The sequence below is a fragment of the Streptomyces sp. MGP-BFMKR1 genome, assembly GCF_057766585.1.
The window spans coordinates 5,383,041-5,396,857 of sequence record NZ_CM173408.1 but is presented as its reverse complement, the minus strand read 5'-3'; the positions used below and the strand labels follow the sequence as shown (position 1 = coordinate 5,396,857).

The 13,817-nt window shown below is 71.8% G+C and carries 12 protein-coding genes; 6 read left to right on the top strand and 6 right to left on the bottom strand.

Features of this window, described 5'->3' with window-relative positions; all coding sequences use genetic code 11:
• Positions 1-54 precede the first annotated feature (54 nt).
• The gene (locus AC3CHW_RS21300) at positions 55-960 is read right to left on the bottom strand and encodes a DUF4328 domain-containing protein (protein ID WP_398610282.1); all 906 of its coding nucleotides are present in this window, start codon (positions 958-960) and stop codon (positions 55-57) included.
• A 523-nt stretch (positions 961-1,483) separates the two neighbouring features.
• Positions 1,484-3,253 (bottom strand): family 20 glycosylhydrolase, encoded by a 1,770-nt coding sequence (locus AC3CHW_RS21295; protein ID WP_488467526.1) that lies wholly within the window; start codon positions 3,251-3,253, stop codon positions 1,484-1,486.
• Between the two features lie 420 nt (positions 3,254-3,673).
• Between AC3CHW_RS21295 and AC3CHW_RS21290 the strand changes: the two genes are divergently transcribed.
• The 5 genes from AC3CHW_RS21290 (at position 3,674) to AC3CHW_RS21270 (ending at position 7,924) form a co-directional block, all read left to right on the top strand.
• A complete protein-coding gene (locus AC3CHW_RS21290) occupies positions 3,674-4,318 on the top strand; it encodes a 2-oxo-4-hydroxy-4-carboxy-5-ureidoimidazoline decarboxylase (RefSeq protein ID WP_488467525.1) in 645 nt (214 codons plus the stop codon).
• A 202-nt stretch (positions 4,319-4,520) separates the two neighbouring features.
• Positions 4,521-4,901, top strand: coding sequence for a succinate dehydrogenase, cytochrome b556 subunit (gene sdhC / locus AC3CHW_RS21285; RefSeq protein WP_176162091.1), 381 nt, complete (start codon positions 4,521-4,523; stop codon positions 4,899-4,901).
• A gap of 2 nt (positions 4,902-4,903) precedes the next feature.
• Positions 4,904-5,374, top strand: a complete 471-nt coding sequence (locus AC3CHW_RS21280; protein ID WP_381158463.1) for a succinate dehydrogenase hydrophobic membrane anchor subunit — start codon at positions 4,904-4,906, stop codon at positions 5,372-5,374.
• A gap of 22 nt (positions 5,375-5,396) precedes the next feature.
• Positions 5,397-7,151 carry a succinate dehydrogenase flavoprotein subunit gene (gene sdhA, locus AC3CHW_RS21275; RefSeq protein ID WP_398610342.1) on the top strand — a complete coding sequence of 585 codons (1,755 nt, stop codon included), beginning with the start codon at positions 5,397-5,399 and terminating at the stop codon, positions 7,149-7,151.
• Positions 7,151-7,924: a succinate dehydrogenase iron-sulfur subunit gene (locus tag AC3CHW_RS21270; protein ID WP_398610343.1), complete on the top strand. Its 774-nt coding sequence runs from the start codon at positions 7,151-7,153 to the stop codon at positions 7,922-7,924. The genes sdhA and AC3CHW_RS21270 overlap by 1 nt, the downstream gene beginning before the upstream one ends.
• Positions 7,925-8,091: 167 nt before the next feature.
• Here the strand turns inward: AC3CHW_RS21270 and AC3CHW_RS21265 are convergent, their stop codons facing one another.
• Positions 8,092-8,517 carry a MerR family transcriptional regulator gene (locus AC3CHW_RS21265; protein WP_488467524.1) on the bottom strand — a complete coding sequence of 142 codons (426 nt, stop codon included), beginning with the start codon at positions 8,515-8,517 and terminating at the stop codon, positions 8,092-8,094.
• 66 nt (positions 8,518-8,583) lie between these two features.
• Here AC3CHW_RS21265 and AC3CHW_RS21260 point away from each other — a divergent pair, with 66 nt between their 5' ends.
• On the top strand, positions 8,584-9,507 hold the full coding sequence (locus tag AC3CHW_RS21260) for an alpha/beta fold hydrolase (RefSeq protein ID WP_488467523.1): 924 nt from the start codon (positions 8,584-8,586) through the stop codon (positions 9,505-9,507).
• A 114-nt stretch (positions 9,508-9,621) separates the two neighbouring features.
• Here AC3CHW_RS21260 and AC3CHW_RS21255 read toward each other — a convergent pair whose 3' ends face one another.
• The 3 genes from AC3CHW_RS21255 to AC3CHW_RS21245 form a co-directional block, all read right to left on the bottom strand.
• Positions 9,622-11,187 (bottom strand): ABC transporter substrate-binding protein, encoded by a 1,566-nt coding sequence (locus AC3CHW_RS21255; protein ID WP_488467522.1) that lies wholly within the window; start codon positions 11,185-11,187, stop codon positions 9,622-9,624.
• Positions 11,188-11,808: 621 nt separating this feature from the next.
• The gene (locus AC3CHW_RS21250) at positions 11,809-13,452 is read right to left on the bottom strand and encodes a metallophosphoesterase (protein WP_488467521.1); all 1,644 of its coding nucleotides are present in this window, start codon (positions 13,450-13,452) and stop codon (positions 11,809-11,811) included.
• A 15-nt stretch (positions 13,453-13,467) separates the two neighbouring features.
• Positions 13,468-13,719: an SCO4848 family membrane protein gene (locus AC3CHW_RS21245; protein WP_232109995.1), complete on the bottom strand. Its 252-nt coding sequence runs from the start codon at positions 13,717-13,719 to the stop codon at positions 13,468-13,470.
• Between the last annotated feature and the right edge of the window lie 98 nt (positions 13,720-13,817).

The following is a 13,817-nucleotide window of genomic DNA, read 5'->3' as shown; positions in this document are numbered from 1 at the left end:
GAATCCGCTGCTGAGCGGCGCCGTACGTGGTCGTCGTCCGGGCCGCCTCCGGTCTCAGTACCCGGCGGGACCGGAGCCGTACGGGTGCTGCTGGCCCGGCGCCTGTTGCCCCGGGGCGGGCGGCGGCGTGCCGGGGCCGCCGCCGTACTGCTGTCCACCGTACTGCTGGCCGTAGGGCGCGGCGCCCCCGTAGGGCTGGTTCGGGTAGGGCTGGCCCGCGGGGGCCCCGTACGGCAGGCCGCCGGAGGGGCCGTACGGCGCGGGGCCGGACTGCGGCGGGAGCGTGGCGCGCTCGGCCTGCATGGTGGTGATCTGGCGGACGAGGAGGAGGCCGAGGATCGCGGCGGCGATCAGCACGCAGGAGGAGAACATGCTGGCACCGAGCGCCGAGTGCATGGAGTCGATGGTGTCCATCGCCTCCTTCGGGGTCTCGATGTCGCCGTCCTCCATCTTGGTGTTGGCCACCTCGTACTGGACGCTGGCCACCAAGCCGACGACCTGACCGACGATGAGCGTCACCCACCAGCCGTTCAGCAGGCCGCGCTTGGCGGCCTGCGGGCCCTGCGGGGAGCTGGCGCGCCAGATGTCGTTGGCGATCTGCTTGGGGAACCAGAGGTTGACCACCGGCGTGAACCAGGCGCCCGCGGCCCAGCCGGGCGTGAACCGGTGCTGCCCCGGCGCGAAGACCTCGGCGTTCAGCCGCAGCCGGCGGAACCAGACGGCCCACACGATGGCGACCGCGACGACCACGAAGAAGTTGATGACCGACATGCCCATGGCGAAGTCGTCGGCGTCATCGGCCTTCTTGTAGGAGATGAACTTCCCGTCCTGGAAGTCCCCGAGGATGCTCCACTGGTCGGAGACGGCCACCAGGACCGCGATCTCCGAGGCGATCAGCACCCCGAACAGCACCGTGAGCGCGGTCGACAGGCCGCGCCGCAGGTCCACGGGCGCCGGCATGCCCATCCCCTGTGGACCGGGAGCGGGGTATCCGATCGGGGGCGCGCTGGGCAGCGGCTGCTGCTGTTGCTGCTGGTAGGAGCCGCACGCGGTGCAGCGCCCATCGGCGCCGACGGCGGTAGCGCGGCAATTCCCGCACGGAAACATTTCAGGCCCCCTGGAACGCGGCCGGTGATCCGGGCCGCGATGAGATATGCAAACGGCGCGCCCGACGGCGCGGACCTGCACGTTACGGGCATCCGCTAGGGCGCGTCCAGACCGGTCCGCGGGGCCGGTGTGACGCATTCGAGGCGCGTGGCGCTGTAGGTGGTACGGGCTCGTACGCGGGTCCGTCTCGTACGGCGGTCGGGGCCTCTCCTGTGGGGGGTGGCGGCCCCGACCGTCTTGAGCTTTCCCACGGCCCTGGCCTGCGATGACACGCGGACCAGGGCCTTCGTGCGACCCACGCGTGACCAACGCGTGACCCACGGCGCGCGGCTTCGGGAGAGTCCGGCCGGGCCGGTGGGGTGCCGCGCGCCGCCGGCTACCGGCCCGCCACCTGTTCGCCCAGCGCCGCGAACCGCGCCCAGGGCTCGCGGGGCTCGCGCGGGTCCCACACGCGCTGCGCCAGCGCGCGCAGGGGCGCGCGGATGCCGCGCGCGATCTGTTCCGGCGTCTGGGCGTCGGCGATGTCGCACCAGATGCCGAACCGGCCCCCCACCACCCGGTCCCGGCCACCGAGCGCGGCCGGCACCGACTCGCTGCCCCGCAGCACCCGCGGCGACCACTCCTCGTAGATCCGCCGGCCGGTGGGGTACGTGAAGTCGTTGGGCTCCCCGAGTACGTAGTAGAGGTACTCGTCGTTCACGTTGATCACCGGGCGGCCCTCGCGCAGGTACTCCTCCGGCTGTCGGGCCCCGATCTCCTTGCCGGTCCAGTACTCCACCTCGCGGTCCTTGTCCGCCTGGACCACGCCGCCCCGGAAGAGGCCGTCGTTCCACGACTTGACCCGGGCTCCGGCCGCGCGGGCCGCCTTGGCGCGGTCGTTGAGCCAGCCGGTGGCCAGGTCCCGCACCCGCGCCCCGGACCCGTACCTGCGCTCGGCGTGCCGGGCCAGTTGCGGGAAGGTGTTCTCCGGGTCGCGCACGGTCAGGGCCAGGTACTCGTCCCCGCCCAGGTGCCAGTACGGGCCGCCGCCGGCGTCGGTCGCGAACAGCGGGGCGAACTCGCGCAGCAGGTCGTCCAGGATGCGGGCCGCGCCGGGAGCGGAGATGTCGATCGTGCCGCGGGGGGCGCTGCCGTCCGCGCCGCGCAGTTGCAGCGAGGGGTGGGCGCGGATCACCGTGCCCAGGTGGCCGGGCGAGTCGATCTCCGGGATCACCGCGACGTGGAGTCGCTCGGCCAGCCGTACGATCCGCCGCACCTGAGCCTTGGTCAGGTGCTGGGCGGAGACGATCTCCGGGTGCGATGTGCTCTCGATCCGGAAGCCCTGGTCGTCCGAGAAGTGCAGGCCGACCTGGTTGAGCTTGAGTTCGGCGGCCTCGCGCACCCGGTCCTCGATCCAGCGGGCCGTGAAGTGCTTGCGCGCCGTGTCGATCATGAGCCCGCGCTGCGGCCGGTCCGGACCGTCCCGCACGACGCCGGCCGGCAGCCGCCCGTCGCCCGAGCGCAGCGCCTGCCGGACCGTGCGGGTGCCGTAGAAGACGCCCGCGTCGGCCGAGCCGGTGATCAGCGCCTGCCCGTCACGCACCGTCAGCACGTAGGACTCGCGCGCGATCTGGTCCTCGCCCGGCCGCTCCGGCGCCCGCGCGCCGCGCGGTGCCGAGCGCTGGTCGGGCCGCCGCGCCGAGCCCTTGTCGTCCCCGCCCTTCGGCGTGGCCCGGATGGCCGACGCGGGGCGCAGCGCGAGGGCGATGTCGCCGCGGCGGGGCGGCCCCGCGGCGACGGTGAGCCCGAGTTCGCGGGCGAGCCGGTCGGCCTCGTCGGCGAGCGGGCCCTTCCGGTCCACGACCACCCGCGAGTCGTCGCCCGGCCGCCAACCGGGGCCGCCCTCGGGCTCGTACGAGCGGACGGCGGGGATGACGCGCGGGGCGGGCGGCGGGTCGGCCGAGCCGAGGGAGCGGGGCGGGCGAGCGTCGAGCGGCGGCGGCTGCGAGGGGCCGGCGGAGGCGGAGCCGGGGCCGTCGCGCGCGGGCTCGGAGTCGTCGTCGCCGCCGGGCCACCCCACCACGGCCAGCACGATCGCCAGGGCCGCCGCGACCGCGAGGGCCGCGACGATGATCGTGGTCTTGGAGTCAGAGCGAGGCATCCTCATGGGGGCAAACTTCCCATTGAGGGGCGAAAGAGCGGAGATAGCGGAGGCGAATCGTCCACCACCCGCAGAAAAACTCTCTCCTTCGGGTGAAGTTCACGTCGCACCGGGTCCATTTCGGAGAGGTGTCGCTACCGTGACCTCCGCCTCCCCCTTGAGCTCTCGCCTGCCGCCCGCGCACCCTCCCGCTCCCTCCTCCCGCTGGCCCACCTCGCTCGATCCCCCTCCCGCCCGCCAGGCGCCCCCTCGGCGACCCTGGCCAACGCACTCCCTCTTCCCGCCCACTTTCCCTGGCCGTTCCCTTCACGTATCCATCTCGTCACGCTCCGCAGCGACCGGCCTCCGCGGTCCGGCACCGCGGTCGCCCGCACCCACCCCGTTCGCCGCCTTCTTCTCCGGGCCGCTCATCCCGAGGAGGCCACCGTGTCCAGCGACACCCCGGACGTGCTGACCGGCGCCACCACCGCGTCGACCCAGCCCTCAGCCATCGCCCCGCCGGCCCCGGCCGCCGCGCCCGCCCCCGCCGCCGGGGCCCCCGCCGCGCCGCCCCCGTCGCCCGCCGCGCCACCGCCACCGCCCGGCTGCGCGCTCGACCGGCTCAACGCCGCCCAGGACGGGGCCGTCGAGGCCGCGTTGCTGGCCTGTTGCGGCAGCCGCCGCTGGGCCCGCCGGCTCGCGACCCACCGCCCCTACCCCGACCTGCCCGCGCTGCTGGCCGCCGCCGACGAGGCGAGTTACGACCTCACGCCCCGCGACCTCACCGAGGCGCTCGCCGACGAGTCCGTGGCCCAGCACGCGCCCTCCGGCTCCCGTGGCCCCGGCACGCTCGCCGCGCACACCGCGCTGCGGGCGGCGCACGCCGCGTACGAGAGCAAGTTCGGCCACGTCTTCGTGGTGTGCCTGGACGGCGTCCCGCACGAGGAGGTGCTCGGCCACGTGCTGGCCGCCATCCGCGCCCGGCTCGACAACGACGCGGAGACCGAGCGCGAGGTGGCCGCCGACGAACTGCGCCGCATCGCGCGGGGACGGCTCGCCCACCTCGCCGCGACCAGGCCACACGGAACCTGAGACTCCGCGCGCCGCGCCGTGCCCGACGCGTCGGGGGCCAGGCGGCCCTAGGCCGTACGTGGCTGTTTGATCACACCTCCGGACCCCGGCGCGGGGAACCGACAACACGTCGCTACGATGGCCAGGGCCGGTGGACCGTACCCGGCCGGGCCCGACCGACAGCAAGCCGGTGGCCCCAGTCCCCGCTCCCGGAGGGTTTTCCGTGCCGGCTGGAACGCTGTACCGCGGCCGGGAAGGCATGTGGTCCTGGGTGGCTCATCGAGTCACCGGCGTGACCATTTTCTTCTTCCTGCTCGTCCATGTGCTGGACACCGCGCTCGTCCGCGTATCGCCCGAGGCGTACGACGACACGATCGCGATCTACAAGAATCCCGTAGTGAACCTGATGGAGTACGGCCTCGCCGCCGCCGTGCTCTTCCACGCGCTCAACGGCCTGCGCCTGATCGCCGTGGACTTCTGGTCGAAGGGTCCCCGATACCAGAAGCAGATGCTCTGGGCCTCGGTGGGTATCTGGGTCGTCCTGATGGCGGGCGCCTTCTACCCGATCATGGAGCACTCCCTCCGCGACCTCTTCGGGAGCTGATGATGGCGACTGACACCACCCCCGCGACGGCCGGCACGGTCACGACGTACGACGTCGACAACCCCGCGCCGGTCATCGAACCGCCTCGGGCCCGCACCTCCAGGACCCCGAAGGCCAGCCGGACCAACTTCGAGCTGTACGGCTGGCTGTTCATGCGGCTGTCCGGGATCCTGCTCACCGTCCTGGTCCTCGGTCACCTGCTGATCCAGCTCGTGATCGACGGCGGCGTCTCCCGGCTCGGCTTCGCCTTCGTCGCCGGCCGCTGGGCCTCGCCGTTCTGGCAGGCGTGGGACCTGGTGATGCTGTGGCTGGCGATGCTGCACGGCGCCAACGGGCTGCGCACCATCATCAACGACTACGCGGAGCGCGACCAGACCCGCTTCTGGCTGAAGACGGTGCTCTACTGCGCCACCGTGTGGACCATCCTGCTGGGCACGCTGGTGATCTTCACCTTCGACCCGAACATCCGCTAGAGCCCGGGGCTGACGCAATCCGATGAAGATCCACAAGTACGACACCGTCATCGTCGGCGCCGGTGGCGCCGGGATGCGCGCGGCCATCGAGTCGACCAAGCGCAGCCGGACCGCCGTCCTGACGAAGCTCTACCCGACCCGCTCCCACACCGGCGCGGCGCAGGGCGGCATGGCCGCGGCCCTGGCCAACGTCGAGGAGGACAACTGGGAGTGGCACACCTTCGACACGATCAAGGGCGGCGACTACCTGGTCGACCAGGACGCCGCGGAGATCCTGGCGAAGGAGGCCATCGACTCGGTCCTGGACCTGGAGAAGATGGGCCTGCCGTTCAACCGCACCCCGGACGGCACCATCGACCAGCGCCGGTTCGGCGGCCACTCGCGTAACCACGGCGAGGCCCCGGTCCGCCGGTCCTGCTACGCGGCGGACCGCACCGGCCACATGATCCTCCAGACGCTGTACCAGAACTGCGTCAAGGAGGGCGTGGAGTTCTTCAACGAGTTCTACGTCCTCGACCAGCTCATCACCGAGGTCGACGGCGTCAAGAAGTCGGCCGGCGTGGTCGCGTACGAGCTGGCCACCGGCGAGATCCACGTCTTCCAGGCGAAGGCCGTCATCTACGCCTCCGGCGGCTGCGGCAAGTTCTTCAAGGTGACCTCCAACGCGCACACCCTCACCGGCGACGGCCAGGCGGCCGTCTACCGGCGCGGGCTGCCGCTGGAGGACATGGAGTTCTTCCAGTTCCACCCGACGGGCATCTGGCGGATGGGCATCCTGCTCACCGAGGGCGCGCGCGGCGAGGGCGGCATCCTGCGGAACAAGGACGGCGAGCGCTTCATGGAGAAGTACGCGCCCGTCATGAAGGACCTCGCCTCGCGTGACGTCGTCTCCCGCTCGATCTACACCGAGATCCGCGAGGGTCGCGGCTGTGGCCCCGAGGGCGACCACGTCTACCTGGACCTGACCCACCTGCCGCCGGAGCAGCTCGACGCCAAGCTGCCGGACATCACCGAGTTCGCGCGGACCTACCTGGGCATCGAGCCGTACACGGACCCGATCCCGATCCAGCCCACCGCGCACTACGCGATGGGTGGCATCCCGACCAACGTCGAGGGCGAGGTGCTGGCCGACAACGACACCGTCGTGCCCGGCCTGTACGCCGCCGGCGAGGTCGCCTGCGTGTCCGTGCACGGCGCGAACCGGCTCGGCACCAACTCGCTGCTCGACATCAACGTCTTCGGCCGTCGGGCCGGCATCGCCGCCGCCGAGTACGCCTCCAAGGCCGACTACGTCGAGCTGCCCGAGAACCCGGCCTCGCTGGTCATCGAGCAGGTCGAGCGGCTGCGGGACTCGACGGGCAGCGAGCGCGTCACCGAGATCCGCAAGGCGCTCCAGGACACCATGGACGCCAACGTCATGGTCTTCCGCACCGAGCAGACCATCAAGACGGCGGTCGAGGAGATCGGCGCCCTGCGCGAGCGCTACCGGAACGTTTCCGTGCAGGACAAGGGCAAGCGGTTCAACACCGACCTCCTTGAGGCCATCGAGCTGGGCAACCTGCTCGACCTGGCCGAGGTGATGGCCGTCTCCGCGCTGGCCCGCAAGGAGTCGCGCGGTGGCCACTACCGCGAGGACTACCCGAACCGCGACGACGTCAATTTCATGCGGCACACCATGGCGTACCGCGAGGTGGGCGCAGACGGCACCGAGTCGATCCGGCTCGACTACAAGCCCGTCGTGCAGACCCGCTACGAGCCGATGGAGCGTAAGTACTGATGAGCAGCGCGACCCTTGAGAAGAACTCCTCGGCACCGGCGGACGCCGAGTCCGCCGCCGCGCACCTGATCACGGTCACGTTCCGAATCCGCCGGTTCAACCCGGAGGTCTCGGACCAGGCGGTCTGGGAAGACTTCCAGATCGAGATGGACCCCAAGGAGCGCGTCCTGGACGCCCTCCATAAGATCAAGTGGGAGCTCGACGGAACCCTGACGTTCCGCCGCTCGTGCGCCCACGGCATCTGTGGCTCGGACGCCATGCGGATCAACGGCCGCAACCGGCTCGCCTGCAAGACGCTGATCAAGGACATCAACCCGCACAAGCCGATCTCGGTCGAGCCCATCAAGGGCCTGACGGTCCTGAAGGACCTCGTGGTCGACATGGAGCCGTTCTTCCAGGCGTACCGGGACGTGATGCCCTTCCTGATCACCACGGGCAACGAGCCGACGCGCGAGCGCCGACAGTCCGCGGCGGACCGCGAGCGCTTCGACGACACCACCAAGTGCATCCTGTGCGCCGCGTGCACGTCCTCGTGCCCGGTGTTCTGGAACGACGGTCAGTACTTCGGCCCGGCGGCGATCGTCGGCGCGCACCGCTTCATCTTCGACTCGCGCGACGAGGGTGGCGAGCAGCGGCTTGAGATCCTCAACGACCGGGACGGCGTGTGGCGCTGCCGCACGACGTTCAACTGCACGGAGGCGTGCCCGCGCGGCATCGAGATCACCAAGGCGATCCAGGAAGTCAAGCGGGCGCTGATCACCCGCCGCTTCTGACCTCGCGGTCGGCCGTCGTGGCCGACCTCGTGGTCGGTCCCCAGCGCGTGTGAGGGCCCCGTACCGGCTGTTGGCCGGTGCGGGGCCCTCGCGCTGTGCGGATGGCGCTGCTACGGGTTGGTGGGCCGGGCGCCGGTTGGCGGGCCGGGCCCGGGGCGGGCGCCGGGTCAGCTCGCGATGCTGGAGGGGGCGGCCGAGGAGGGGCCCGGGCCCGGCGTCGGGTTCGGGGCGGGGGCCGGGGTGGGGAGGTCGGAGAGGGCCGCGTAGTCGGTGAGGGCGGCGCGGCGGCGCTGGAGTTCGGCTATGTCGTCGTCCAGCTTCGAGAGCTGGCCGTCCACGATGTCGGTGAAGTGCGCGCAGTCGCGTACGCCGGGGCCCGCGCTGTGCGTGCAGGGCAGCACCGTACGGATCGCGTCCGTGTTCAGCCCCGTGGCCAGCAGTTCGCGAACCCGGCGCACCCGCTCCACGGCCTCCGGGGCGTAGCGGCGGTAGCCGTTGCTGTCCCGTTCGGAGCGGAGCAGGCCCTGCTCCTCGTAGTAGCGCAGCAGCCTCGTGCTGACGCCCGTGTGCCGTGCCAGCTCGCCGATCAGCATCCCGCCCGGCCGTCCTTCCGTTTCGACTTGACCTTCACACCGATGTCAAAGGGCAACCTACCGGCCATGGCACAGATTCCCGCGGCCAGCACCGCGCACCCAGCCCTGTCCCCGGCCCCGTCCCCGGCTCTCGCGTCCGCCGCTGACGCGGCAGCGTCCGCCGCGCCCGGGCGGCCCGCCCCCGGCCCCGTCACCGCTCCCGCCCCGGCCGCGCCCGTCGGTCCGTTGGCCACCCGGGTCACCGGCTCGGGTCCCGGGGTACTGCTCGCGCACGGGGCTGGCGGCAGCGTCGAGGGCAACTACGTGCCCATCCTGCCGGCGCTGGCCGCGGGCCACACCGTCGTGGCGCCCGACTACCCGGGCTCCGGGGACACGCCGCGCGCCGGCGCGCCGCTGACCCTGGACGGGCTGGCCGACGCGCTGGTGGCGGAGGCGGTCGGGGCCGGCGTGGAGACGTTCACGCTGGTCGGCTACTCGCTCGGCACGGCAGTCGCCGTACGGGCCGCCACCCGGCACCCGGAGCGGGTGCGCGGCCTGGTGCTCACGGCGGGGCTGGCCAGGGCCGACAACCGGCTGCGGACCACGCTCGCGCTGTGGCGCCGCCTGCTGGCCCTGAGCGACCGGCGGGCCTTCGCGGAACTGGTGGCGCTGACCGCGTTCGCCCCCGCGACGTACGAGGCCCTGGCGGCCGACCAACTGGACCCGTTGCTCGACGACATCGCCGCCTCCGTACCGCCCGGCACGCCCGACCAGGCGGCGTTGGTCGGGGACGTGGACACCACGGCCGACCTCCCGCGCGTCGCCGTGCCCACGCTGGTCATCGCCACGACCGCGGACCTGCTGGTCTCCCCGGACCACTCGCGCCCGCTGGCCGAGAACATCGCGGGGGCCGAGTACGCCGAGCTGGCCACGGGTCACCTGCCCATGGTGGAGGCACCGGCGGAGTGGGCCGAGCTGATCACGGACTTCCTGGCCCGGCACGGACTCTGAGCACGGGCTCTGAGCCCGGGCTCTGAGCAGGCGCTCTGAGCGCCCCGCGCGAGAGCCGCTGGAAGTCCCCCACTGGCCGGGCCGCCCGCGGACGGGGCCGGCCCGGCGTGGTGGTCAGATGCGGTCCAGCTCCCACAGCCGCCACATGCCAGTGCCCTCGGAGAGGAACTGGGTGCCGGCGATCCCGTCCTTGCTGACCACGATGTCCTTGCCCTGCCACAGCGGCAGTATCGGCACGTCGTGGGCGATCAGCCGCTGGATCTCCCGGAAGTCCCACACCACGCGTTCCCGCTGCGGGGTTTTCTGGGTGTCGCGGATCAGGGCCCGCACCCGGTCGCTGCGATAACCGTTGTGCAACGTGGACTGCTCCCCCACCAGCGGGCTGATGAAGGTGTCGGCGTCGAGGAAGTCCGGATACCAGATGATTCCGTACGCGTCGTAGTCGCCCTTGTTGAAGCCGCGCTGGAACTCGTCCCACTTGTACTGCTTGAACGAGACCTTGAACAGGCCCGTCCTCTCCAGTTGCGCCTTGATTTCCTCGCCCTCGGCCTTGCCCGCCGAGCCCGGCGCGTACGCCATGCGGAAGCTGACCGGGGTGGAGATGCCGGCCGCCTGGAGGAGTTGGCGGGCCTCGTCGGCGCTGGGCTTCGGGTAGGAGTCGTAGAAGGCGGTGTTGTGGCCGGTGACGCCCTTCGGGATGAGCGAGTAGAGCGGGTCGACGGTGCGGCTGTGTGCCTTGCGGATGATCTCGCCCCGGTCGATGGTGGCGGCAATGGCCCGGCGCACGGCGGGGTTCTTCAGCGCCGATCCCTCGCGCACGTTGAAGACCAGATTTCCGGTGGTGGCGCCCGGGTTTTCCATCACCTTCATGGCGGGGTCGGTCGCGGAAAGCGAACGCACGTAGGCGGCCGGCAACTGTCGCGCGGCGACGTCCACGTCCTTGTTCTTCCAGGCGTCCCGCAGCGCCTCGGAATCCGCGAAGTAGCGGACCGTGACGGGCTTTCCGGTGTCCTTTATGGCGCCCTGGTAATCGCCGTTGGGGCGCAGCTCGGCTATTTTCTCGGGCTCGTACTTCCTGAGCACGTACGGCCCGGACCCCGTCACGTCCTCGCTGGTGCTCAGCTTGTCGGGGCTGTACTTCTCCCGGTCCACGATGGAGCCGGCGCCGGTCGCGATCTTGTACGGGAACGTCGCGTCGGCCGTCCTGAGGTGGAAGATCACCTTGTCGTCGCCCTGGGTCTCCACCGACTTGAGGCTGGTCAGCAGCGACATCGGGCCGCGCGGGTCGTTGATGGCGACGATCCGGTCGAAGGAGAACTTCACGTCCTCCGCCGTGATGTCGCGCCCGCCGGCGAAGCGCAGGCCGGGGCGCAGCTCGCAGATGTACGTGCGCAGTTCCTCGCCGGCGAAGTCGCATCTCTTCGCCGCGTCCGGCACCGGCTTCGGGCTCTCGGTCCGGAAGGTCAGCAGCGACTGGAAGACGTTGCTGTACAGACCCCAGGAGCCCGCGTCGTACGCGCCCGCCGGGTCGAGCGTGGTCACCGGGTCGGCTGTGCCCACCGTGATCGGCTCGTCGTCGTCCGACGAGGACAGGACGTCACAGCCGCTCACGCCCCAACCGGTCACCACGGCACCCAGCGCCCACCCCAGAGCAAGACATCGCTTGCCGACCCATCGCATCCCGCGCCCCCTCCGGCACTTCACAGCCCGGGGAAGAAATCGCAGGCGCATGCGACAAACCCGCAACCCGTTCCCCGCTCAACAATGCGCTTCACCCAATCACACGGCTGACGCATGCGCTAGCAACCTTCTTTTTCCGTCGGGGATTTGACCACTTTACGCATGCGTACGGTGCGACTGCCACGCACCGGTAAGCGGCCCGCCCCCGGAAAGAGTCTTTCCGCTCGCCTCTCGGCGCAGCGTTTCACGGAGATACCGGAAGAGGCGGGCAAAGAAGGCGCTTCGCCGTTCCGGGGAGAAAGAGGGGCCGATCCGCACCACAAAGAGGGCAAGTCGCTCGGCGGCGGCCAACAGATCTCCCGAACCGCCGCCATTTCCCTGTCGGCGGCGGCCCGATAAACGAAAGTCCTTGCGGTTGTGGTGCGATGCCGGTTTGCGAAGTGGACGCGGTGTGCGGTGATTGTGGCGCGGGCTGCCGCGGTGCGGGGCGTGGGATACGGGCCTGTGGTACGGGCGCGGGAGCGCGGTACGTAAAAGGCCCAGACCAATGCGCCGAAGCGGGAGAAAGGAAGGGAAGTAAGCCGTCCGATCGGGTGTGCGGCGAAATGCGGGACGACCGCTTTAGGCGTGGAGCGAAGCGAGTTGGACGACCGTGATGTCCGGCGGCGCGCCCACGCGCACCGGCGGGCCCCACGCGCCCGCGCCGCGCGAGACGTAGAGCTGGGTGTCGCCGTACCGCTCAAGCCCCGCGACCGTGGGGTTAGCCAGCTCCGCGAGGTAGTTGCCGGGCCAGAGCTGCCCGCCGTGGGTGTGGCCGGAGAGCTGGAGGTCCACGCCGTGCCGCACGGCGTCGTGGATGACCACGGGCTGGTGCGCGAGCAGCACGGCCGCGCGGCCCCGGTCCCGGTCCCCGAGCGCCTGGCCGAAGTCGGGGCCCTTGCCCTCGTCCTCGCCCGCCACGTCATTGACCCCGGCCAGGTCGAAGCCGGGCAGTTCGGTGCGCTCGTTCTCCAACGGGCGCAGGCCCAGCTCGCGCACGTGGTCCACCCACGCGTCGGCGCCGGAGAAGTACTCGTGGTTGCCCGTGACGAAGAACGACCCGTCCCGCGCCCGCAGGTGCCGCAACGGCTCGGCGGCGGGCCCCAGGTCGGCCACGCTGCCGTCCACCAGGTCGCCGACCACGGCCACCAGGTCCGGGTTGACCCGGTTGATCGTCTCCACCACGCGCTGGGTGTGCGCCCGGCCCAGGATCGGGCCCAGGTGGATGTCGCTGACCACCGCGATCCGGTACCCGTGCGCCTGCCGGGACAGCTTGGCGAGCGGCACGGTGATCCGCTTGACGCGCGGGCCACGGAAGACGCTGTACGTGCCGTAGCCCACGGTCGCGGCGGCGACGGCCCCCGCCCCCGCGGCCACGGTCCGCGCGACGAACAGCCGCCGCGAGGTCCGGGCCGCGTCCGGGGTGGCCGCGGCCGGGGTGGTGCCGTCCGGGGTGGCGCCGTCCGGGGTGGGGGTGCGGTCCGGGGTGGTGCCGTCCGTCGCGGCGGACGCGGTGGCCGTGGCGGGGGCGGTGGGGGCGCTCGCGGTGGCCGTGTCCGGGATGGTGGCGGTGGTGCTCGGGGTGTCGGTGGTGGGCGGGGCGTCAGTGGTGGGCGGGCTGTCGGTGGTGGGTGAGGTGGCGTCCGGGCTGCCCGTGGCGTTCGGACGGTCGGTAACGGTGCCGGTGCCGGTGCCGGACGAGGTGGGCTTGGCGGCGGTGGTGGCGGTGGCACCGCTGGTGGCGGCTGCGGCGGGCGTCGGGGTGGGGCCTGCGGTGGTGGTGCCCGCGCGAGTGGTGGCAGTGACGGTCTCCGTGGCGGAGCCGGTCGCGGCGGGGGGACCAGCGGAGGTGGTGGTGGCCGAGGCGGTCGTGGCGGCGGGGGGCGGGGGCGGGGTGCGTCTCGCGCGCCGTTCGAGGGCCCGCAGGAGGAGCGGCCGGACCGCCTCGCCGACGACCAGGGCGAGGGTCAGGTACAGCAGCGTCGCCAGCCACAGGTAACCCGGCCAGGCCAGCACCCGCTGCACGGTGAACGGGGCGCCCGCGCGCCCGCTGACCAGAGCCCCGACGCTGAGCAACGGCAGGGCGATCACCGCCCAGGTGCCGAGGCGCCGTGGCCAGCCGCCCGCCGCAGTGACATCGCGCACCATGCGGCGCCAGACGTACCAGTGCACGCCCCCCAGCAGTGCGACGATCAGCAGCGCGACCAGCGCGAAGACGGCGACCATCCCCCCATCCTTCCGTTACGTCGAGGCGCCTTCGCGCCGCAGGGCCCGCACGCCACGGAACCCGAGCACCCCGATCCCCGTCCCCAAGAGAAACGAGGTGATCGCGAGCGCGAGATGGACCCAGAAGTACGTGGTCGGGTCGCCGGACTCGTCGAAGGCGAGTCCGCTTGAGTCTTTCCAGAGGTTTTTCACAAAGGTGAACCAAATGCACCAGCTCCACGCCCCGAACGCGAGCAGGAACCAGGACACGGGGCGGCTGAGCTTCATGGCTTCCAGTATGCGGAACCACTCCACGGAGCCGGCGGGAGGGTCGCGTTCTCCCGAGGCGCCGGTGACGCCCCGTACCGCTACCGATACGTTCACGT